The sequence below is a fragment of the Shewanella indica genome, from assembly GCF_033842865.1.
Classification (GTDB): Bacteria; Pseudomonadota; Gammaproteobacteria; order Enterobacterales; family Shewanellaceae; genus Shewanella; species Shewanella indica.
Genome location: NZ_JAWXXR010000001.1, coordinates 1,377,387 through 1,398,939, shown reverse-complemented (window position 1 = coordinate 1,398,939; position 21,553 = coordinate 1,377,387). Strand labels below are relative to the sequence as shown.

Annotated in this window: 19 protein-coding genes; 6 read left to right on the top strand and 13 right to left on the bottom strand. The window is 49.5% G+C overall.

The window, feature by feature from the left end:
* Window positions 1-638: 638 nt before the first annotated feature.
* Complete coding sequence (locus SIL79_RS06505; protein ID WP_039035423.1) at window positions 639-1,259, bottom strand: c-type cytochrome; 621 nt, start codon at window positions 1,257-1,259, stop codon at window positions 639-641.
* Between the two features lie 169 nt (window positions 1,260-1,428).
* Between SIL79_RS06505 and yihA the strand changes: the two genes are divergently transcribed.
* Window positions 1,429-2,079, top strand: a complete 651-nt coding sequence (gene yihA, locus SIL79_RS06500; RefSeq protein ID WP_039035432.1) for a ribosome biogenesis GTP-binding protein YihA/YsxC — start codon at window positions 1,429-1,431, stop codon at window positions 2,077-2,079.
* 652 nt (window positions 2,080-2,731) lie between these two features.
* Here the strand turns inward: yihA and polA are convergent.
* Window positions 2,732-5,500, bottom strand: coding sequence for a DNA polymerase I (polA, locus tag SIL79_RS06495; RefSeq protein WP_162206833.1), 2,769 nt, complete (start codon window positions 5,498-5,500; stop codon window positions 2,732-2,734).
* Window positions 5,501-5,885: 385 nt separating this feature from the next.
* Here polA and elbB point away from each other — a divergent pair, with 385 nt between their 5' ends.
* Window positions 5,886-6,539 carry an isoprenoid biosynthesis glyoxalase ElbB gene (gene elbB, locus SIL79_RS06490; RefSeq protein WP_039035421.1) on the top strand — a complete coding sequence of 218 codons (654 nt, stop codon included), beginning with the start codon at window positions 5,886-5,888 and terminating at the stop codon, window positions 6,537-6,539.
* A 111-nt stretch (window positions 6,540-6,650) separates the two neighbouring features.
* Here the strand turns inward: elbB and glpG are convergent, their stop codons facing one another.
* From glpG to SIL79_RS06465, 5 genes are all read right to left on the bottom strand, one after another.
* Window positions 6,651-7,484, bottom strand: a complete 834-nt coding sequence (gene glpG, locus SIL79_RS06485; protein ID WP_039035420.1) for a rhomboid family intramembrane serine protease GlpG — start codon at window positions 7,482-7,484, stop codon at window positions 6,651-6,653.
* Between the two features lie 3 nt (window positions 7,485-7,487).
* Window positions 7,488-7,790 (bottom strand): thiosulfate sulfurtransferase GlpE, encoded by a 303-nt coding sequence (gene glpE / locus SIL79_RS06480; protein WP_039035419.1) that lies wholly within the window; start codon window positions 7,788-7,790, stop codon window positions 7,488-7,490.
* 78 nt (window positions 7,791-7,868) lie between these two features.
* A complete protein-coding gene (gene tdh / locus SIL79_RS06475; RefSeq protein WP_039035418.1) occupies window positions 7,869-8,894 on the bottom strand; it encodes an L-threonine 3-dehydrogenase in 1,026 nt (341 codons plus the stop codon).
* 23 nt (window positions 8,895-8,917) lie between these two features.
* Entirely contained in the window at window positions 8,918-10,111 is a 1,194-nt protein-coding gene (locus tag SIL79_RS06470; protein ID WP_039035417.1) for a glycine C-acetyltransferase, read from the bottom strand.
* A 196-nt stretch (window positions 10,112-10,307) separates the two neighbouring features.
* Complete coding sequence (locus SIL79_RS06465) at window positions 10,308-10,952, bottom strand: TetR/AcrR family transcriptional regulator (protein WP_039035416.1); 645 nt, start codon at window positions 10,950-10,952, stop codon at window positions 10,308-10,310.
* A gap of 119 nt (window positions 10,953-11,071) precedes the next feature.
* On the opposite strand from SIL79_RS06465, the gene waaA reads away from it, so the two are divergent.
* The gene (gene waaA / locus SIL79_RS06460) at window positions 11,072-12,343 is read left to right on the top strand and encodes a lipid IV(A) 3-deoxy-D-manno-octulosonic acid transferase (protein WP_162206834.1); all 1,272 of its coding nucleotides are present in this window, start codon (window positions 11,072-11,074) and stop codon (window positions 12,341-12,343) included.
* On the opposite strand, the gene SIL79_RS06455 is transcribed toward waaA, so the two are convergent.
* A complete protein-coding gene (locus SIL79_RS06455) occupies window positions 12,329-13,045 on the bottom strand; it encodes a 3-deoxy-D-manno-octulosonic acid kinase (protein WP_162206835.1) in 717 nt (238 codons plus the stop codon). The two genes, waaA and SIL79_RS06455, sit on opposite strands and share 15 nt — an antisense overlap.
* Before the next feature lie 85 nt (window positions 13,046-13,130).
* Here SIL79_RS06455 and SIL79_RS06450 point away from each other — a divergent pair, with 85 nt between their 5' ends.
* The 3 genes from SIL79_RS06450 to SIL79_RS06440 all read left to right on the top strand — a co-directional run bounded on the left by SIL79_RS06450 (window position 13,131) and on the right by SIL79_RS06440 (window position 16,498).
* Window positions 13,131-14,177, top strand: a complete 1,047-nt coding sequence (locus SIL79_RS06450; protein ID WP_039035413.1) for a glycosyltransferase family 9 protein — start codon at window positions 13,131-13,133, stop codon at window positions 14,175-14,177.
* A 154-nt stretch (window positions 14,178-14,331) separates the two neighbouring features.
* Entirely contained in the window at window positions 14,332-15,405 is a 1,074-nt protein-coding gene (locus SIL79_RS06445) for a glycosyltransferase family 9 protein (RefSeq protein WP_082014341.1), read from the top strand.
* The gene (locus SIL79_RS06440) at window positions 15,398-16,498 is read left to right on the top strand and encodes a glycosyltransferase (RefSeq protein ID WP_039035411.1); all 1,101 of its coding nucleotides are present in this window, start codon (window positions 15,398-15,400) and stop codon (window positions 16,496-16,498) included. Before SIL79_RS06445 ends, SIL79_RS06440 begins: the two co-directional genes overlap by 8 nt.
* 181 nt (window positions 16,499-16,679) lie before the next feature.
* Here the strand turns inward: SIL79_RS06440 and SIL79_RS06435 are convergent, their stop codons facing one another.
* Genes SIL79_RS06435 through SIL79_RS06415 form a run of 5 tightly spaced genes read right to left on the bottom strand, consistent with a single transcriptional unit; the run spans window position 16,680 to window position 21,553 of the window.
* Entirely contained in the window at window positions 16,680-17,825 is a 1,146-nt protein-coding gene (locus tag SIL79_RS06435; RefSeq protein ID WP_071475712.1) for a glycosyltransferase family 9 protein, read from the bottom strand.
* A gap of 8 nt (window positions 17,826-17,833) precedes the next feature.
* A complete protein-coding gene (locus SIL79_RS06430) occupies window positions 17,834-18,610 on the bottom strand; it encodes a glycosyltransferase family 25 protein (RefSeq protein ID WP_052248225.1) in 777 nt (258 codons plus the stop codon).
* A gap of 17 nt (window positions 18,611-18,627) precedes the next feature.
* Entirely contained in the window at window positions 18,628-19,488 is an 861-nt protein-coding gene (locus SIL79_RS06425; RefSeq protein ID WP_226684949.1) for a glycosyltransferase, read from the bottom strand.
* Between the two features lie 25 nt (window positions 19,489-19,513).
* A complete protein-coding gene (gene rfaD / locus SIL79_RS06420) occupies window positions 19,514-20,467 on the bottom strand; it encodes an ADP-glyceromanno-heptose 6-epimerase (protein WP_039035409.1) in 954 nt (317 codons plus the stop codon).
* A gap of 51 nt (window positions 20,468-20,518) precedes the next feature.
* Window positions 20,519-21,553, bottom strand: coding sequence for a glycosyltransferase family 9 protein (locus SIL79_RS06415; protein WP_071475711.1), 1,035 nt, complete (start codon window positions 21,551-21,553; stop codon window positions 20,519-20,521).

The window sequence follows — 21,553 nt, the reverse complement described above, 5'->3', positions numbered from 1 at the left end:
TTGCTATGCGACTTTCCCGGTCGATATCCTTCTTTTTTTGACAGCTTTCCCTGCAGTTTTTCTCGTTATCGGTCTTCCAGACACTTTCTTGGGTTTCCTGCAAATAGCGATGGCCAATTGACTCATCATTATTCAGTCGTCTTCTGTGACGCCTAACAGACCATCCTTGTCTACCAAGTACCTTCCAGTGATAACAAGCTTCCAGCCAGTGCATCCAAAGCGCGTTGCTTCCCGTGCCAATGTTTGAGTCCTGCAAACATCTTCCTGTTGGAGCAAGTTCCCCTGTTAATTCGTAAGGACAATGCTAAAAAGCGGTTTGGCAAAATCGCCGGTTCCTTACTTTTATTGACCTGGATTTCAAACTGAAATCTCGACTCATTATTATTATTTGCGAGTGGTCTTAGTAGTCTTATTGTTATTGGCTTGCTTTATTCTTATATCTTGAATGTAAATTATACCGAAACCTGAATGTTGTTGGTAAAGTTTTTATACAAGCAGATGGGTTTATCTCGGTACGGGCACATTAAACCTAAATCTGTGATCTGTGTCAAGCGTTAATGTTTTCAGTTTACGTAAACGTAAACGTTGTGACTTAAGAAAAGGGTGAAACTTCACCCTTTTCCAAGCTACAGCAAAAATTACTTCAGGCTGGAGATGTACTTGGCCAGCGCATCAATGTCTGCATCATTCAGCTTTTTCGCTGTGTCCTGCATCATGCCGTTTAGGTCATTATGACGGCTCTGATCACGGAACTTATTCAATTGGATCTTGATATAGTTGGCGTGCTGCCCAGCAACTGCCGGGAAACCGGCCAGTTCGCTGCCTTTACCTTCAGGACCGTGACACGCAGAACAAGCGGCTATGCCACGAGACATATCACCACCCTTGAACAGCTTTTCGCCGGCATCAGGAACATCTTTTACTTCAGCAACCTGCAATGTTTGGCTGGCAAAATAAGCTGCAACATCGGCAATATCCTGATCGCTCAAGGCTACCGCCATCCCACCCATGATGGGATCCATACGGCCATCCTTGCCACCGGTTTGAGCTGCACTACGAAACTCCCGCAGCTGTTTTTGCAGATAGGTTGTATGCTGACCGGCCAACTTGGGATACATGTCGATCATGCTGTTGCCGTCAAGACCATGGCAGGCAGAGCAGACAATGGCTTTGGTTTTTCCCGCTTCAGCATTACCTTCAGCAATCGCAGGTGAAGATATGGCGGCGACTACAGACAGCGCAAGGGCTAACTTTTTCATGGCGTTCCAACTTCTTTCGTTAAATTATTGTCCTGAGCTTACTAGGGTGACCCGCAAGCGTGGTAAAATACAAATAATGTGATCGGGCTAATATTTTACACGAAAACGTGGAAAAGTAAGCAAGTCTTCAATATTTATGCTATCACCCAGCAAAATTCCGGAGTCAGAAGTGACAGCAACTCGTATCGATTTTCGCAAGACAAAATTCCTTATCAGCGCGCCTGATATTGCCCATTTGGATAAGCATTTACCTGGCGACACCGGCGTGGAAATCGCTTTTGCCGGCCGCTCAAATGCTGGTAAATCAAGTGCTTTGAATGCTTTAACCGAGCAGAAAAACCTTGCCAGAACCAGTAAAACTCCTGGCCGTACCCAACTGATCAATGTGTTTGAGCTCGATGAGCAGCGCCGTTTGGTGGATTTACCCGGCTATGGTTTTGCTCAGGTACCACTGGCCATGAAGCTTAAATGGCAGGAGTCTTTGGGTGAATATTTACAAAAGCGGGCTTGCCTGAGTGGTGTGGTGGTGCTAATGGATATTCGCCATCCGTTGAAAGACTTGGATTTGCAGATGATTGAATGGGCTGTTGCCAGTGAAATCCCGGTACTGGCGCTGCTGACCAAGGCAGATAAGTTGCCACAGAGTGCCAAGATGAAAACGGTCAATGAGGTACGTAAAGCGCTGGTTGACTTTGGTGATTGGGTCAGAGTCGAGCCTTTTTCTTCATTGAAGGGCACCGGGAAACCTAAGGTTTTGGCAATTCTGGATGAGTGGTGCCATCCAGCCTGGTTGGAACAAGAAGACAACGAACAAGGATGATGGACCCAAACCACTATACGGCAGCCATGGAGGCTGCCGTTTTTGTATCTGTTGTTTGTGCTGGGAGAATCCAGGACAAAAAAAACCGGCGACTCAGTCACCGGTTAAATTAGCTCTTTTGGGGAGAAGCTAAAATTTCAACAAGACTCAAGTACCATCAAACTTGGACTTCGATGGCTCTCAATGACGGTAGCATAGCGCGAATCGAATCAAGTTTAAAGTAATTGCTCTAAAAAATACTGTAGACGAAAAAAAGCCCCAGCAAATGATTGCTGGGGCGCCAGAATTTGGCTGATCACTAAAAGTGAAATAAAGGTCTGAAAGATAGAACATCTTAACCTCTGTACCCTACGCCGAGAATAATACTGCATTTATCTTTAATGGGAAAACTGTTTTTTCAAAAATACGACAATAATGTGGAGTCGATCACAAGAAATCTTGGTTGAAACAGCAACTTTTGATCTGTGAATTACAGAAATGAGCTTAAAATGCAACCTGTTAGCACGCATTTGTCGATTAATTGCCGAAAAGTGTTGTTTTCTGTTCAGATAGGTTGGCTAGTGACGATAGCAAGCGCGAATAATTACTGCGTTGTGTTCAAAATACAAAAAAGCCACCCCGAAGGATGGCTCTTGATGAAGTAGGTGGGTTATCAGTGTGCCTGATCCCAGCTATCACCCAGGCCCGCTTCGGCTAGCAAAGGGACATCCAGGGTAGCCGCTTCAGCCATGAGTTTGCAGATCTGTTGTTGCAACTCTTCGGCTTTCGTTTCATCAACCTCAAACACCAATTCATCGTGAACTTGCATGATCATGGTGATTTCCCCCTTAGTGTCAGAGGCTATCCAGTCGGCAACTTTGATCATCGCTTTTTTGATGATATCGGCTGCTGTTCCCTGCATCGGAGCGTTGATAGCCGCCCGTTCCGCAGCTTGACGCCGCATGGCGTTGCGGTCGCGGATTTCCGGTAGATACAGGCGCCGACCAAAGAGTGTGGAGACATAACCTTGCTCGGCGGCGAGTGCCCGGGTCTCTTCCATATACTTGAGCACGCCGGGATAACGCTTGAAGTAGGTATCCATATAGCTTTGTGCTTCAGTGCGAGGAATATCCAGTTGGCGCGCCAAGCCAAAGGCCGACATGCCATAAATCAGACCGAAGTTTACCGCCTTGGCGCGGCGACGCTGTTCTGGGGTGACAGTTTCAAACGCCACATCAAAGACTTCAGCCGCTGTTGCTCTGTGAATATCTTTACCCTCGGCGAATGCCGCCAGCAGGCCGGCATCCTGGGATAGGTGAGCCATGATCCTGAGCTCAATTTGTGAATAGTCGGCGGCCAGAATCTTGCGTCCTGAAGGTGCGATAAAGGCTTGACGAATTCTACGCCCCTCTTCGGTGCGGATAGGAATATTCTGTAGGTTAGGGTCGCTGGATGACAAACGGCCGGTGGCAGCGTTGGCTTGATGGTAGCTGGTATGCACCCGGCCGGTTTTGCCATTGATCATCAGCGGTAACTTATCTGTATAGGTGCTCTTGAGCTTGGTCAGGCTGCGATGTTCGAGAATAATCTTTGGCAATGGATAATCCAGCGCCAACTCTATCAATACCTCCTCGGCGGTGGAGGGGGCGCCTTTCGGCGTTTTCTTGATCACCGGATAACCCAGCTTTTCGAAGAATAGTGCCTGCAGTTGTTTGGGGGAGCTGAGGTTAAATTTCTCTCCGGCGATCTCATAGGCTTTTTGCTCCAACGCATCTATTTTTTGCGCCAGCTCATCACTTTGTTGCGACAGTTGCATACTGTCGATCAGCACGCCGTCGCGTTCCATCTGTGACAATACCTGAATAAGCGGCAACTCAAGTTCAGTGAAAACATTGGCTAACTCTTGTTCCCGCTCGAGCCTGGGCCATAGGTGTTGATGCAGCCTAAGGGTAATATCGGCATCTTCGGCGGCATAGGGTGATGCCGTTTCCAAAGGGATCCGGTTGAATGTCTGCTGCTTGGCGCCTTTACCGGCGATCTCTTCGAAACTGACACATTTGTGCCCCAGGTACTTGAGTGCCAGCCCGTCCATGTCGTGCCTGGATGCCACTGAGTTGAAGACATAGGATTCGAGCATGGTATCGAAGGCAACACCGGTCAGCTTGATACCGGCATTGGCCAGAATACTGATATCATATTTTAGATTTTGACCGACCTTTTTTATCTCAGGGTTTTCAAGTATCGGTTTGAGCTTGGCCAATACCTTTTCCCGGGGCAGTTGCTCAGGGGCTTCCGGGTAATCGTGCCCCAGAGGTAGGTAGGCCGCCTCTCCGGCTTTGACTGCAAAAGACAGACCCACCAGCTCGGCATCCATATAATTGAGGCTGGTGGTCTCGGTATCTATCGCCATTAGTTCAGCCTTGACCAGTTTTTTCAGCCATTTTTCCAGGGCGGCTTCGGTCAGTATGGTTTCGTATTCTGTCTCTATGGCGAGTTGGGGTGGAGTTTCTTCCTGGGTTTCAGCCGTTGCAGTATTGACCGCTAACGGATGCGGCATCTTGTTATCCAGAACTTCTGCCAACCAACGTTTGAACTCCATCTCACCATAAAGCTGTGTCAGTTGGTCTTTATTGGGGGCCGTAATATTGAGTTGGTGCCAGTCCAGATCAAGATCACAATCTGTCTTGATAGTCGCCAGATCGTAAGAGAGCTGTAGCATCTCGGCATTATCGATGATTTTCTTGGCCATGGTCTTGGCACCCCGGAAGCCAAGAGCTGTGACGCAATCCGGTTGCTGCAACAGCTTGGCGACTCCTCCGGCGCCCATCAGCATGGCCAACGCGGTTTTCTCACCCACACCAGGCAGTCCCGGGATGTTATCGGCCTTGTCGCCCATCAGTGCTAGCAGATCGATGATAAGCTCGGGGCCGACACCAAACTTGTTGGTGACCTCTTCGGGCCCCATTATGGTGTCTGTCATTGTGTTGATCAGGGTGACATTGTCATCCACCAGTTGAGCCATATCCTTATCGCCTGTGCTGATCAGAATGGCACGTCCTTCTTTGCTGGCCCGTGAGGCCAGAGTGCCTATCACGTCATCGGCTTCTACGCCGGGAATACACAGGAGTGGTAGACCCAGGGCTTCGATGATGGCATGCAGAGGCGCTATCTGACTACGTAGATCATCAGGCATTGGAGGTCTGTGAGCCTTATACTCTGCATACATATCGTTACGAAATGTGGGGCCTTTGGCATCAAACACAACCGCCATTTGCTGTGGCTTGTATTTACCCAGCAAGCTGCGCAACATGTTGACTACGCCGTAAACCGCCCCGGTTGCTTCACCCTTGGAGTTGGTCAGGTGAGGCGGCGCATAGTAGGCCCGATAGAGGTAGGAAGAACCATCCACAAGGACGAGGGGGTTTTCTGCTATTGTTGGCATAGTTTTGTTTCAATCTAAGCTGTCTTAAGTGCTGCTAAGCATGCCATACCAAGGCATTTTCGGCCATGACAAAATCACCCTCAGCCTGTGGATAAGTCTGTGAGTGAAAAAATCAACATAGAGAAATGCTGTAGAGAACAACTCGAAGTTGTTTTTATAACTTGTTGATATTTATTTGTTATTTGTTTTTTTGTGAGTCAGGTAAAAGTTTTACCAAATCTTATCGGTTGTGGATTTTTTAAATTCCTTTTCCAGATTTGCACCTTGGTAGCAGTAAAAATCGCCTCTTAGCAGAGACGATGAATTAAGTTAGCATGTTTTTTAATCAGATCAACCAGTTTGTAATTGGTTTGTTAAACCTAAATGACATAAGAGGGATTTTTTAATGAAAAAAATTGCAGTTCTTCTCAGTGGTTGTGGTGTCTTCGACGGCAGTGAAATTCACGAGGCAGTGTTGACCCTGCTGTCCCTGTCTCGCTCCGGCGCAGCGTACCAATGTTTTGCCCCCGATATTCCTCAAATGCATGTGGTCAATCACCTCAAGGGTGAAGTCGTGGAGACTGAGCAGCGTAACGTGCTGGAAGAAGCAGCTCGAATTGCCCGTGGTGATATCAAGGCGACGTCCGAGTTGAATCTGGCCGATTTCGACGGTCTGATCATTCCCGGTGGCTTCGGAGCTGCCAAAAACCTCTGTAACTTTGCCGTAAATGGCAGCAATAGTGAGATCGCCGCCCCGGTGCGTGAATTTATCAGCCGTTTTATCAACGCTGGTAAGGTGGTGGGCTTTATCTGTATTGCACCTGTGATGATCCCGGGCCTCTATGGTAAGGGGGCCAAAGGCACCATAGGGACGGACGCCGAAACCGCAGCGGCCTTTACTGCCATGGGCGGTGAACATCAAAATGCCAAGGTAGATGAAATTGTGGTCGACAGTGAGCGCAAGATTGTCAGCACCCCGGCTTATATGCTGGCAGGTTCCATTGCCGAGGCCAATAGCGGCATTGAAAAGCTGGTGACCAAGGTGTTGGAGCTGGCCTAAGCCCGTCCAAGTTACTTAGTTTCTATTCAAGAGGGAGCCTGAGCTCCCTCTTTTTACTGTTGCTTGCTGTGCAGAATGACTTTGGCGTCTACAAAGCCGAGCTACATAGGATTATCTTTTCCTGCGGTTGTCGAGCCAGCCTTGGGTCAGACCGACCAAGAGCCCACCAAGATGCGCGCCGTTGGCTATCGACAGGCCAAACATATCCATAAAGCCAAGCACCAGCCACAACAGCATAAAGCCCATCATGGCAGGTGGCAGGCCTATGCCTTTCTCTGGGCTCATGCGGCCGCTGATCCAGGTATAACCCACCAGGCCATACACAACCCCGGAAAGACCGCCGAAGTTGGGGCCACTGAGGTAGTACTGCACTAGATTGGGCAATGTGCCGGCGACCAGCAGTAGCGTCAGCAGCGGCGCAATGCCGATACGGTTTTCTATCTTGCCACCCAAGACCCACCACCAGAGCAGGTTAAAGGTGATATGCAGCGCCGAGAAGTGCAGCAGGCTCGGAGTAAACAAGCGCCAGAATTGGCTGAAACCGGCATCTGAAGTGGCGCCAAAGAAGGCCAGGGCTTCGAAAACCTGATTGCCGTAACCCAGGTTCATGGCTGCGAAGATAGCTATGCAGACCAGCAGAATGACCAGCGTTAGCGGCCCGGCGCCGGTAATAAATTGACTCAGCAGTTGCAGTGATGGTGCGCCATAGTCAAAGCGGATGCGGTTGTCGCCATGGTCCCAGGAAGCCTGCAGATATTTGGGGTTTAACGGATCCTGAACAAAGTCGAGAAACGCTTTGCGCCCCTGTGCTTGGTCGGTGTCCTTGATGACATGGATAGCCACTCCCTGTTCCAGATGCATGATGCGACAGGGGATCCCTTCACCCTTGAGGTAGTCTACCAGCGCCTGAGCGGCGCGTTCGTTGGGGAGGCGGCCGATTTCCATGTCTCAGTCCCTCGGCCAGGCAGCGAAACCGCCATCCAGGCTGTAGACCTCATCGAATCCTTGATGTTGCAGATATTCCGCGGCACTTTGGCTACTGATGCCATGATAACAGCAGACAACCAAGGGCTTATCCATATCGGCGTCCCTGAGATAGTCGGCCAGATTGTCATTGCCGAGGCGAATGGCGCCGGGAATATGGGCCGTCTCGAAACTGGCAGGATCGCGAATATCGACTATCTGCAGCTCGGCATCTTCGGCCATCATTTGCTGGAGTTGAACGACAGAAAGGTGTTGGTAACTGGACATAGTTTGCCTGTAAAAGAGGTAGTGCTTATTAACAGTGTGCATCAGGGCGCTGCATGAGTACAGCGCCCTGTTTGAGGATCAATCCCAGCTGAGAATGACCTTGCCGGATTGACCCGAACGCATGGCATCGAAACCCTGCTGGAAGTCATCCACCTTGTAATGGTGGGTGATAATAGGTGCAATATCCAATCCGGACTGGATCAGACTGGCCATCTTGTACCAGGTTTCAAACATTTCCCGGCCATAGATGCCCTTTATCACCAACCCCTTGAAGATGACCTTGCTCCAGTCTATCGCCATATCGCCACCCGGGATCCCCAACATGGCAATTTTGCCACCGTGGTTCATGGTATCCAGCATGGAGTGGAAGGCAGACGGTACACCGGACATTTCCAGGCCGACATCGAAGCCCTCTGTCATGCCGAGCTCGCTCATCACATCTTCGAGTTTTTCTTTGGCCACATTGACGGCTCGGGTAGCCCCCAGCTTACGTGCCAGCTCCAGACGGTACTCGTTGACATCAGTAACGACCACGTGGCGTGCACCCACATGGCGGCAAACGGCGGCGGCCATAATGCCTATGGGACCTGCTCCGGTGATCAGCACATCTTCACCGACGAGATCGAAAGATAGCGCAGTGTGTACCGCATTGCCGAAGGGGTCAAAGATAGCAGCCAGCTCGTCGCTGATATCATCGGGGATCTTGAAGGCGTTGAAGGCCGGGATTACCAGATATTCGGCGAAGGCACCTTCGCGGTTGACCCCAACCCCCACAGTGTTACGGCACAAATGGGTACGGCCACCACGGCAATTACGGCAGTGACCACAGGTGATATGGCCTTCGCCTGACACCCGGTCACCAATATTGAAGCCACGCACTTCCTGGCCCATGTCCACCACTTCGCCGACATATTCATGGCCGACAACCATAGGAACAGGGATAGTCTTTTGTGACCACTCATCCCAGTTGTAGATATGCACATCGGTACCACAGATGGCGGTCTTGCGGATCTTGATCAGCAGATCGTTATGGCCCATTTCCGGCTTGGGTGCGTCTACCATCCAGATGCCTTGTTCAGGCTTGAGTTTGCTCAGTGCTTTCATCATGTTACTCCATGGGATAGGTATCAGATGATACCCATCTCCTTGCCGATTCGGGTGAAGGCTTCGATGGCCTTGTCCAGCTGTTCACGGCTGTGAGCCGCCGACATCTGGGTACGGATACGGGCCTGTCCCTTGGGTACTACCGGGAAGGAGAAGCCAATAACATAGATATTTTCTTGCAGCAGGCGGTTGGCGAAGTCACTGGCCAACTTGGCATCACCCAGCATGACCGGCACTATGGCGTGGTCTGCTCCGGCCAGGGTGAATCCGGCTGCAGCCATTTTTTCACGGAAATAACGGCTGTTTTCCCATACCGCTTCGCGTAGTTCCTGGCCCTCTTTGAGCATCTCCAGCACCCGAATTGAGGCGCTGACGATAGAAGGTGCCAGTGAGTTGGAGAACAGGTAAGGACGTGAGCGCTGACGCAGCCAATCGACCACTTCTTTGCGGGCCGCGGTGAAGCCGCCGGAAGCGCCGCCCAGCGCCTTACCCAGGGTGCCCGTGATGATGTCAACGCGACCCATCACATCGCAATATTCGTGGGTGCCGCGGCCGTTCTGGCCGATAAAGCCAACGGCGTGGGAGTCATCGACCATGACCAGGGCGCCGTATTGGTCGGCGAGGTCACAGATACCCTTGAGGTTGGCAATAACCCCATCCATGGAAAACACCCCATCTGTCGCTATCAAGATATGGCGGGCACCGGCATCGCGGGCGGCGATCAGTTGGGTTTCCAGGTCGGCCATATCATTGTTGGCGTAGCGAAAACGCTTGGCCTTACACAGGCGAACACCGTCAATGATAGAAGCATGGTTCAGGGCATCTGACACTATGGCATCTTCCGGGCCTAACAGGGTTTCAAATAGACCTGTGTTGGCATCGAAGCAGGAGGAGTAGAGGATGGTATCTTCCATGCCGAGAAATTCGGACAGATTGGCTTCCAGTTGCTTGTGAATATCCTGGGTTCCGCAAATAAAACGTACCGAGGCCATGCCGAAGCCATGGTCTGCCAACCCGGCCTGTGCCGCCTTGATCAATTCAGGGTGATTGGCCAGACCCAGGTAGTTGTTGGCGCAGAAGTTGATAACTTCTGCTTCGTTGACGCGAATGGCTGGTTGCTGTGGAGAAACTATTACACGTTCGCTCTTGTACAGACCTTCGGCCTTGACGTCGGCAAGCTGTTGGTTGATCTGATCGTAGAATGAGGTAGATGCCACCTTAAGTCTCCTTGATTGGATTATTCTGTTTATTGGAGTGGTGGCATTTTAACCCTAAAGCCAATGGCTCAACACTCTTTTTTGAGCTGGGCCGTCAGGGATAAATCAGATTAGGGCTAGTGCTTGTTTCAGATGAGAAAAACTAAGGAAGCTGAGAGAGCAAGGCACCTGAATGTCAGATGCCCAAGACGGTGAGCTAGTCTTGCTGGTGGGCCAAATTTTGGTAGTGTTGCTCCAGACGCTCGAAGGTCGAGGTGGAACTGGGGGTGGCGTAGGCCTTGAAGATCATCAGCACCCTGAGCAGGCCTTCATAGAGTGAAGACTTGGTGATATTGGCTATGCTGGATTGGGTCAGCTGATAGCTGATCCAGAAGCTGACTATCATCTTGATGGTATCGGCCAGGCTGGAGATCTTGTCTTGCTCCAGCTGCAGAAAGCCATCCTGACACAACTGTTGAAGTACGTGGCTAGAGCGGGTCAACACCTTTTGTTGGGCTTCCAGATAGCGCTTTTTCAAGGCCTCATCGCGGCTGAGGATGTCGGCCAGGTTGGCGTACATAAAGCGAAATTGCCACAGGGTATAGAACATGGCATCGAAATAGCCAATCAACAACTCGACATCGACTTGCCTGTCTTCATAGGGCTGAAACCCCAGTTCCAGATGATTTTCATACTGGTCGAAGATACAACGAATAATATCTTCCTTGTTGCGGAAGTGGTAATAGAGATTGCCCGGGCTTATTCCCAGATGAGCCGCGATATGGTTGGTGGTGATGGAGCGTTCGCCGTATTCGTTGAAGAGTTCCAGGCTGGCCTGGATGATTTTATCGCGGGTTTTCATCTGAGTCCTAAATGGTTGCGGCATCATCCGCAATCCGGCGAATGGCTCTTGGTTATGCTGCTTCGGGTATTATGCTAGCATTGTGACAATCCATCAGGCAAAACTCAATTATCCCGCCAATGAACCTTAGCCGTTACTCACTCTTGCTGTATCTGTTGTCGCCACTCTTGCTGCTGTATCTGGCATTTAGGGCATTGAAGAGCCCGGATTACCGCGGCAGGTGGGGCGAACGATTCGGCTTGTTCAAGGCCAAACCGACAGACCTGTTGATCCATACTGTTTCCATGGGGGAAACCCTGGCCGCAGTGCCGCTGATCAAGGCATTGATGCAAGCCAACCCTGACTTATCTGTCACGGTAACGACCACCAGTCCCACAGGTTCCCGTGAGGTGCGCAAGGCGTTTGGTGACACAGTGCAGCATTGTTACCTGCCGTTCGATCTTCCCTGGTGTGTGCGACGTTTTCTTAACAGGCTCAATCCTGCAAACCTGATAGTAATGGAAACTGAACTCTGGCCCAACTTACTGCATCAGGCCAAAAAACAGGGCGTAGGCATCATGTTGGCCAATGCCAGGTTGTCGGCCAAGTCGGCCGCCAAATACCAGAAGTGGGCCGGACTTAGCCTGCCGATGTTGCAACTGTTGGATAAGATAGCCGTGCAGACCCAAGCCGAGGCCGAACGCTTTATCGCCTTGGGCGTTGCCAGAGACAAGTTGAGTGTTTGCGGTAGCCTCAAGTTCGACCTGCAGTTGGATCAGCACAAGATAACCAGGGCCAGGGGCGAAAGGCAGTTGTGGGGACGCGCCTCGTCCCCGGTATGGGTTGCCGGCAGTGTTCATCCAGGGGAATTTGCCGCCATGCTGGAGTGCCATAAACGCCTATTGGCACTGTGGCCAGAGGCCTTGTTGATCATGGTACCGAGACACCCGGAGCAGTTCGATAATGCCGCCACGGCAATCAAGCAGGCCGGGCTTGCCTATGTGCGGCGCAGCAGCGGCCAAGGGCTAGCTGCCGAGACTCAGGTGCTGCTCGGGGATACCATGGGGGAGCTGCTGGGGTTATATGCCTGCGGCGATCTGGCTTTTGTCGGTGGCACCCTGATCACCAATGGCGGGCATAATCCGCTGGAGCCGGCAGCCTTGGGCTTGCCGGTCTTTGTCGGCCCCCATCATTGGGACTTTGCCGAGATAACTTGCCTGCTGCAAGGTGCCGGGGCCTTGCAACTGGTTGAAGATGCCGCCTCGCTGGCGAGTGGCATAACGGCACTGTTACAGGAAAGCGGTGCGAGACGCTACGCCGCCCAAGCCGGCTTGAAAGTGGTTAGCAGCAACAGAGGAGCACTGCAGAAGCAGTTGCAGTTGGCTCAGGCCTTGTTGTCAGGCACTCGCTGAGCCACGGTAACCTTCCAGCAACCACTGCCAGTTCTCTTCGGTAAATTGCAGCTGGGGCTGTTTGCGTTTTTCCTTGTTGAAGGAGCGCAGCAGCCGACTGAGATTGGCCTGTTGCCAGCCATCGGCCGGGGTTCGCAGCTCTCCTCGGTCAAAATCAATCAGATAAAAGCCCTGGTCGCTGCTGAGAATATTTTTGGCGTTGAGATCGGCATGGTAGACACCGCGCTGATGAAAACGGCCAATCAAGGCGCCGAGTTGTTGCCACTGTGGGCGTGACATGGCCTGTTTTTGCAGCAGAGCCACCAGATCCTCGGCACCATGAATGCGACGGATCAGGATATCGGCCCGGTACCAGAGCCCGAAGCGTTCCACTTTGGCGGCAATGGGCTCGGGTACAGGTAAACCTTCTTCAAAGAGTTGCTCCAAGAGCGCCAGTTCTGCCACGGCGCGGGTTTTGGTGAGGCCGGTGAACAGGTAGGCGTCTTTGCTGAACTTTTCCATCAAGCCGCCGCGCCAATAGTGGCGCAATACCCACTGCTGTTTTTCATGCTCGACAAACCAAGTGGTGTAACGCCCCTTGGATGAGCCGACAATCGCTTGCTGTTGCCGCCAAAAAGACTCGTCAAACCAGGTTTCATCCAGGGCTTGTGGGGCGGCAAGGCTCAGCGCCAGGCAACCCTTGGCGGTGTTTTTAATCTGCATCGGCTATTTGTTCGTTATAAGCGTGGAACCTGAGTCTATTCTACATTAAGATCTGGGGTTTGCACCCAAGAAGCCGATTCTGTCCATGAGTTTTGACCCCGCGAAAATTCAATCTCTCTGTTTGCTGCGCCTGTCGGCGATTGGTGATGTTTGTCATGCCGTTGCCATGGTGCAGGCAATTCAGCGCCAGTACCCGCAACTGGCCATCACCTGGGTGGTAGGCAAGATAGAATATCAGCTGCTCAAGCACCTGCCCGGGGTGGAGTTTGTGGTGTTTGACAAAGGTCAAGGCTGGAAGAGTTACCTCAATTTGCGGCGGGCGCTCAAGGGGCGTCGTTTCGATGTGCTGTTGCACATGCAGGTGGCGCTGCGGGCTACCATAGCCTCATTGATGATCCCCGCCAAAGTGCGCATAGGGTTTGACCGGGCCAGGGCCAAAGAGGGACAATGGTTGGTGACCAATGAGCAGGTTGCCCCGTTGGCCACGCCCCATGTATTGGAAGGCTTTATGGGCTTCGCTAAGGCTGTGGGGGTGACAGATCTTCAGCCTAAGTGGGACATTCCTGTGCCCGCCGCTGATACTGAGTTTGCCTGTCAGTTGATCCCTGATGGGGATAAGGCACTGATTATTTGCGCTGCCGCCAGTAAGGCAGAGCGAAATTGGTTGCCCGAACGTTATGCTCAAGTAGCCAACCATGCGCTGGAAAGAGGTTATCGTGTGTTGCTTTGCGGCGGCCCCGCTCCTATGGAGTATCAGCTTGCCGAGGCCATTATTGAACATGGCGATGCCCGCATCGAAAACCAGGTGGGTAAGACTTCACTGACGCAGCTTTTGGCGCTTTTGAAACAGGCGAGCATAGTCCTGGCGCCGGATACCGGTCCTGCTCATATGGCTGTGACCCAAGGAACGCCGGTGATCGGCCTATACGCCCATTCCAATCCTGGACGCACTGGGCCTTATACCTGTTTGGATAGCGTGGTCAGTGTCTATGATGAGGTAATCGCCTTGCAACATCCAGGCGAGGTTCCCTGGGGGACACGCGCCAAGGGCGCGCATCTGATGGAGATGATCCCGGTGGCATCTGTAATAGCCCAATTTGATCGTCTGTTGCCAGCGAGCGAAAGCGCTTAATCGAGCGATCCTCAACAATACTCCGGTCAATAGTAAGGAGCTGCCGATTAATGGTAAACTTCAGGCTTGATAGGCTCATCTGCTGACAAACATCAGTTGAGTGAAGCAATGAGGGAGGATGGGGTTTTTCCATTTAATTTTAGGGATAATGTCGATGTCCGTGGCGCCAAAATTTCTATTTGTACCTGTCTCCTGTGAAGAGGGAATAGGTGAATATATGCGTTCCACCATAGTGGCCGACGAGATCATGCAGCGTTGGCCCGGAGCACAGATTGAATTTGTGCTTAACAGTCGCGCCCCCTACGCCAAGTATTGCTCCTATCCAACGCATCTGGTTGACGACACTCCCACCAAGCGAGTGAAAGAGGTGAACCAGTTGATCTCAGAGCTCAAGCCTGACCTGGTAATCTTTGATGCGGCCGGCCGTAAAGCACAGCTGAAACATGCTTATCGCAGTGGCGCCAAGGTGGTTTTTATCAGCCAGCACAAACGCAAACGTGCTCGAGGCATGAAGCTTGTACGGGCATTGGTCACTGACAGTCATTGGGTAGTGCAGCCTGAGTTTGTGATTGGCGATATTAGTCGTTTCGATCGCTTCAAGTTAAACCTGATCAAACGGGCCGAGCCCATCTTTACCGGTCCTATCTTCGCAAGACCCGATAAAGCGTTGCAACAGCAGTTGCAGCAAGCATATAACTTAAAGCCAAAGGGATATCTCCTCTATAGCGCAGGATCTGGCGGTCATTATGTCGGCGCAACTCTTGCGGCTGAACGTTTTGCCCAAGTAGCGCAGGTCTGTTATCAAAAGATGGGGATACCCAGCGTCATGGTGTTTGGTCCTAATTATCCTAAAGCCCTGCCTAGGTTAGAGGGGGTAGTGAGCATAGAGCGGCTCTCCAGCATGGAGTTTATCAATCTGCTTGATGGCGCAGTGGGCGCTGTACTAAGCGGTGGTGATACCCTGTTGCAGGCGATAGCTCTTAAGGTGCCGACGTTGGCGGTGGCAGTTTCCAAGGATCAACCCAAGCGGATTGATAGCTGTGTGCAGCGGGGCTTAGCCATCAGCAGCGATATCGAGACAGATGCTATGTGTACTCAGGTACAGCGTCTGTTGGAACCACAAACCGTGGGGCAGTTAGTTGCCAATATGGATAAAGAGGGGGAGGCCAAGGGGCTGGATATCTGCATAATGGAGATTGCACGACTATTGGGGCTTGATTATGAGTAGTAAACGGATCGGCTTAGCTATAGACAGCCTCGCCGGTGGCGGTGCAGAGAAGATAGTCCTAACTCTGGCGACTGAACTGAAACGTTTGGGACACGAGCCGCATCTTTTGGTGCTGACCCCTCATTATGATTATGCAGTCCCTGAGGAAATTCCCTTGCATGTCTGCTTCGATGAAGGTGAGCGGCATATCATTGCCTGGTGGCGGTTGGGGCGCTCGGTTGCCAGGGTCAAGCAATGGTTCGATGAACTCGAACAGACTTATGGTGGTTTTGACCTTATTTTGTCTAATTTGGACAAGAGCAATTTATTGCTAACTCGTGCCGGTGTATCACAGCTCTATATTGTGGTGCATAACTCTATTGAAGAGGAGTTGAAGCGTGAGCGTAAACTCGGACTATTAGCTTACCTTACAATGCTCAGAACCAAGCTGGCACTAAACGGCCAGGCGTTGATCACAGTCTCCAAGGGGATCGCTCAGGAAATTCGCCAGAGCGGGCGAATTTCTCCCCGCAGTATGCGTACTATATATAACCCATTCGATATAGAAGCGATAAGGGCAAAAGCTGTAGAGGAACACCCGGATATTCCCAAAGGTGACTATCTGATCCATGTTGGTCGCGTCGCACGGCAAAAACGTCATGACATACTATTTCAGGCTCTTGCCAAGATGCATAAGCCTTTGCCGCTGGTGCTACTTTGTAACAATCCCAAGAAGGCGATGAAACTGGCCAGAAAATACGGTGTGGCCGATCGCATCATCTGTCCCGGGTTTCAGGCCAACCCCTTTCCCTGGATAAAGGGTGCGAGTCTCTTGGTGCTCAGTTCCGATTATGAAGGCTTTGGTAATGTCCTGGTCGAGGGATTATTGTGCGGCACACCTGTGATCAGTACCGACTGCCCCCATGGACCTGATGAGATTTTAACGGGTGAACTGGCTAAATATCTGGTGCCGAGACGGGATAGTAAGGCTTTAAGTCGGAAGTTGGAGCAAGCCTTGGAGTATTATCCGCCTTTTGCCGACAGTCAGATCCTTACGCAGGTGACCATCGACAAAATTGTTGCCGATTATCTGAGCCTCTGTGAGTCCTCTTAAGGGTAATGGAATAAAACTTCAGCACTTTTACCACTTGCAGCCCAATTACTTAAGCTCTTGCTTGTTTAATCGTTTTACAAGCCCTGATATTAAAGCCTCGGTGTTGGTGGGCTAAATATAAAGCATTAATAAATAATGCATTATTAAGTTTCCCCTGCCCAGGTTTATGTTCAACATATACTCAATTGTTGTTTAAAGGCTGAAATTTTTCTGTTTCACCATAGAAGTTTAGGATTTGCTTTTCCACTGCATTGGCGACTTGGTGAGGGGCAATAGAGCTTGCTTTACCTGTACCTTCAAGGATGATGCTATCCCCCAGTGGTTGCCAGAGCTTAAAGTCGCTGGCCATTAGGGTTACTTGAGGCTTCGACATGCATACAGCGAGATGAGCAGTAGCAGTATCGACGCTTATGCTCAGGTCGCAAAGACCTATGATAGCTGGAAGTTCAAAGAAATTATTCAGTGCAGTAAAGGTAGTGATCTGCTTTGGATTTAAATCTTTATCTGCTCTTATCTCTGCAGTGACAGATTCAAGCTTATCTGGCGGTGTATTGACTATGAATACCAGGTTGGCATATTTTGAATTAAGCAGCTGGATCAGTTGTTTTACTTGAGGCCAGGGGTAGTCTTTTTTCGTCGCCGTTGATAGGTGATTGATAAAAATAATGAGTTTATTTGAGTCACCCTGTGTGAGTGAGGTTATCACGGGTTGGACACTTGATTGATACTCTGGACTAATATAAATATCGAGTTGTTTACTGCCGTTAATGAGATCTGTGGTATCTAATCCTAGAAATTGATTAAAGCAATGACCATAGAAGTCTGTAACATGTGAGCTTTTTTTAGCTATGTCACGGTAGTTGAGAGTACCATCGAGTTTGCCAGCATAGATTTTACTGGTAAATAGATTTTTTAGGGTGTAGTTCATGGTGGCGACAACTATGGCTGTCGATGAGATCTGACGTGCAATCTTTGCAAATTGTTCGCTACGATTTTTCCCTACGAAAATGATGATATCGTATTTTTTTTCTCGAGCTGTTTGGATTGCTGCTTGACGTTGATCCAAATTGCTCACAATAGGATAAACGTCGTCGAAATCCCCTATTGCATTTATCCATTCCGATAGAATTTTGTTGCGGCCTTTAGCCCAATCGTGGGGCTTACTGCGACAGTCGTCAAACCAGATATCGATACTAAGATGAGGGTATTTTGCTTTAAGGGCGCGTAACCAAACACCTTGGTAGACAAAATCACCAATGGCCAAGTGTGTCATGTACAAGACACGCTTAGCTTTCAGTATGCTTGAATGTTCAATTATGACAGACACAAGAATCTCTATTTTAGATAGTTGGTAAACTGTGTGAATTTTTTGTCAAGCTTAGGCGTTGCAAAAAGCCGCGCCAGAGCGCGTTGCCAGTTAAGATATAGCTTGGTTAATTTGCGTTGCTTCATCTTTTCAAGCCCCCCATGAGGGTTGATGTCCGATAGGCCCGTCAGATCGACTGAAACGCAGTATGGGATGAGTCCAAAAGGATAAATACCTAGCGTCCACCAGGATTTTAGGTGTCCATCAACTGGTTGTACCACATAAGGCATGTTTTTGATAAGTGCTTTAGCTCCTTTTTTACTCACTACCTGTGCTACAGCGCTAATTGGAAACTTATGATAACTAATAAATTTGTGCTTATGGTAAGTATAAGCATTCCTAATATTGCTCTGGCCACCCTTGCGTAGTGGATAAAGCTTAATGAAGTCCCATTCTTTTGTGGGTAGGTTTCGCATTAAGTCGACCACTTCTGAGAAATTGTCTTCTAGGTAGATGTCATCCTCAAGAATGAAGGCAAAATCCAAGTCATCATCGATAATTTTTTGCCATGCTTTTTTGTGGCTAAGACTGCAACCGACCTCTCCTTTACTTAGCGCCCTGTAATAGTTTTTTTGCACTAATTTGGCAGGAGAAACCTGTTCAATTTCTTCATCTGTTAGTAGGTTGCCATCAACGCCTTCTATGCGTTCGAAGGGGACTCCAACACGATTGAGTTGCTCGGTAATATGGGCCATCCGCTCTTTAGAGCGGGCTAGATTGATAACGAAAACCTTATACTTCATCATGAGTTTTAGCTATTTCCTTAAATGGTGACGAAGGCTTTGGCCAAGGCACTGATGATCGATCTCGGTAGCTTATAACGCTTATGTGCTTTGTCGATAAACAATTCCCAGCCGTCGCTTTTGATTTCTTTTAAAGTGTCAGCATCTATTTGGTTAGCAAAGATGTCGCAAAAGTCGTTTACAAATCTGACTTCACGTTTTAAGGAAGAGTTAGTATAGCCTCTACCAGCATAATGGATGAAGCTGGCTTGTTTATAATTATCTGCCCCTAAAACATCCATGCGGTTAAACTGTGAGGATATGCTCTTATTTTTGAGATTATCACGTTGTATCAGGTAATTTACATAAGTTTGTTCATAGTACTTTATGTGATTACAAAGTTTCTGAAGATCAGATAATGAGGCAATATCAAATAATGGACATTGGCGTGAAATTAGCATGCAGCCTAAGTTATAGTAGACAGGGCGTCCATTTTCTTTGGGCCAGTCTTTTATTTCACCCATGATAGCAGAGATTTTGTCTATCACAGGTTGACGCTCTAGCAACTGTCCTTCATTAAATAGATAAATAGTATCCAGTTCATTATAAACTTCAAAAATGTTGTCAGCATCTGGAGTAATAATGATATCGGCATCCAGGTACAGTACCCTATCGTATTTTTTCAATAACTCCTTGATATATAACTTCTCTGTCCACGCAGGGCTGGCGGTATGTTTTGGATTTGTGATGGTGATTGGGTAATGGAGCTCCTTTGAAACGATAAGATCAGCACCGACTTTTTCGGCATATCTTTCGAAACTGAGTAACGCGGCACGGTACATGGGATTTTCATCACCAATAGCAAGCGTAAAAATAGCTGTTTTCAATTGATTGTCTTTCATTACAAATGGGCTCCTCAAGGCTTAATTACTGACCGATAAAGTGTTGCGCGGCCAGCCAGTCCAGATACTCGGGTACTCCTTGCTCGACTGTTTTAAAGGCCTGAGTATATCCAGCAGCCCTAAGTCGAGTGAGATCCGCCTGGGTATAGCTTTGATAGGCGCCTTTGAGCTTATCCGGGAAAGGAATATATTCGATTTCCCCCTTACCGTGATAAGCGATCACCGCATTGGCCACGTCGTTGAAGCTCTGTGCTTGACCCGTACCACAGTTGTACACCCCTGAGACACTTGGATTTTGCCATAGCCAGAGGTTGACTTTGACTACATCTTCGACATACACGAAGTCTCTCAGTTGTTTGCCATCTTCGAAGCCGTCGTGGCCCTGAAACAGGCGGCAGATACCATTCGCCTTAATCTGATTGTTGAAGTGGAAAGCTACACTAGCCATGCCGCCCTTATGTTGTTCCCTTGGTCCATAAACGTTGAAGTAACGTAGTCCGGCCACTTGAGTCGTGAAGCTATGTTGCCTGACATATTGATCGAACAGGAACTTGGAGTAGGCATAGACGTTGAGCGGCTTTTCCAGCTCCCGCTGCTCGACAAACTTATCGCTGCCGCCGTAAACAGAGGCCGAGGATGCATAGATAAACTGGCTGCCGGTACGCTCACAGAAGTGGAGCAGGGTTTTGGAATACTCGTAGTTGTTAGCCATCATAAACTTGCCGTCCCACTCAGTGGTTGACGAACAGGCGCCTTGATGGAAGATTACTTCAACCTTGTTATCGAATTGTCCCTGGTTGATCTGTTCGATGAAGTCTGCTTTATCCAGATAATCGGCGATTTCACAGTCGGCGAGATTAAACATCTTGGTGCCGTCGGTCAGGTCATCTACGGCAATAATATCACTACGCCCTAAGTTATTGAGCGCTTTAACTAAGTTGCTACCAATAAAGCCTGCGGCACCTGTGACTACTATCATAAGTATTTTCCAATTTTCGTGTGACTCGTATAAATGTCGAGTCGCTAAATGTTATAAATCCGAGGTGAGTGGTTGGGGCTCACCATAAAAGGTATCTAGGAACTGAGCAATTTCCTGTGCCGCAGCGTCAAAATCGATTAGTGCCATATTTCGGCCAGTTTTTTTGCCTATCGGTGGAGTAAAGGCTAGACGCTTGTGGCTCTGGGTCAAAGTTTGCCAGCGAATTTTGGGCGCTGAACGCCTCCCCGCATAAAAGCCTACAGTCGGCACATCATGGAGCCCAGCGATATGTAATGGGCCTGTTGAACCTGCGATAAACATGTCGGCAGCGACCAGTGATTCGGCAAAGTCGGCAAGGCCGGCTAAAGGTTTGGCCATCACCACTTTGACTCCGTTAGCTTGTAAGTCTTTATTGATTATTTGCGCTAATGCTTCTTCGTCACCGTTAAAGGTGAGTACAAACTTACAGTCGATTTTAGTATTGGCGTTTATCTGTGTTAATAGGTAGGCAAAGTCCTTTGGGGCGAGCGCACCGGATGACCCACCTGTACCCGGATGAGCAAAGATCAACTTTTCACCTGAATAATGTCCGTAATAGGCTTGCCATTTGTCTCGCACGGCTTGTTTATCCCAATATTGTTTGGGAAGCGCTGGGATACTGTATCCAAAATGATTAAGGAAGTGCTCTACCAGTAAGCAAGCACCACGCCAACAAGGCTCTCCCTTACGATACTGAACGTTGGCTCTGTGTTTATAGAGATATTGGTACCAGTTATGCTTAGGAGCGAGTTTATAGGCAACATCTATGTGACGTAAGATTTTGTAGATACGGTATTCGGATTGAGAGATGAGAATTGCGTCATATTGCCTGGCGCTGATGGCTTCGCCAATCTCTTCATCGTTGCCGTTATCGACAATGACATGGTCAACATAAGGGCATACTTCAGCAAATGGCTTTACGGCTGGAGAGACAAACATTTCAATACTGGCTTGCGGTAAAGCATGCCTGAGTAGATACAGTGCAGGCCACATGAGGACAAAGTCGCCAATTTTATCGTGTTTGATGACCAATACTCTTTTTAACAT

Bases quoted from the DNA above. Each gene is read 5' to 3' on its own strand.
- SIL79_RS06505 (WP_039035423.1), bottom strand. From the start codon at position 1,259: ATGAAAAAGTTAGCCCTTGCGCTGTCTGTAGTCGCCGCCATATCTTCA.
- SIL79_RS06445 (WP_082014341.1), top strand. From the start codon at position 14,332: ATGTCCGTGGCGCCAAAATTTCTATTTGTACCTGTCTCCTGTGAAGAG.
- polA (WP_162206833.1), bottom strand. From the start codon at position 5,500: ATGCCAACAATAGCAGAAAACCCCCTCGTCCTTGTGGATGGTTCTTCC.
- SIL79_RS06455 (WP_162206835.1), bottom strand. From the start codon at position 13,045: ATGCAGATTAAAAACACCGCCAAGGGTTGCCTGGCGCTGAGCCTTGCC.
- glpE (WP_039035419.1), bottom strand. From the start codon at position 7,790: ATGTCCAGTTACCAACACCTTTCTGTCGTTCAACTCCAGCAAATGATG.
- rfaD (WP_039035409.1), bottom strand. From the start codon at position 20,467: ATGATAGTAGTCACAGGTGCCGCAGGCTTTATTGGTAGCAACTTAGTT.
- SIL79_RS06465 (WP_039035416.1), bottom strand. From the start codon at position 10,952: ATGAAAACCCGCGATAAAATCATCCAGGCCAGCCTGGAACTCTTCAAC.
- waaA (WP_162206834.1), top strand. From the start codon at position 11,072: ATGAACCTTAGCCGTTACTCACTCTTGCTGTATCTGTTGTCGCCACTC.
- elbB (WP_039035421.1), top strand. From the start codon at position 5,886: ATGAAAAAAATTGCAGTTCTTCTCAGTGGTTGTGGTGTCTTCGACGGC.
- glpG (WP_039035420.1), bottom strand. From the start codon at position 7,484: ATGGAAATCGGCCGCCTCCCCAACGAACGCGCCGCTCAGGCGCTGGTA.
- SIL79_RS06415 (WP_071475711.1), bottom strand. From the start codon at position 21,553: ATGTTAAAAAGAGTATTGGTCATCAAACACGATAAAATTGGCGACTTT.
- SIL79_RS06450 (WP_039035413.1), top strand. From the start codon at position 13,131: ATGAGTTTTGACCCCGCGAAAATTCAATCTCTCTGTTTGCTGCGCCTG.
- SIL79_RS06440 (WP_039035411.1), top strand. From the start codon at position 15,398: ATGAGTAGTAAACGGATCGGCTTAGCTATAGACAGCCTCGCCGGTGGC.
- SIL79_RS06430 (WP_052248225.1), bottom strand. From the start codon at position 18,610: ATGATGAAGTATAAGGTTTTCGTTATCAATCTAGCCCGCTCTAAAGAG.
- tdh (WP_039035418.1), bottom strand. From the start codon at position 8,894: ATGAAAGCACTGAGCAAACTCAAGCCTGAACAAGGCATCTGGATGGTA.
- SIL79_RS06425 (WP_226684949.1), bottom strand. From the start codon at position 19,488: ATGAAAGACAATCAATTGAAAACAGCTATTTTTACGCTTGCTATTGGT.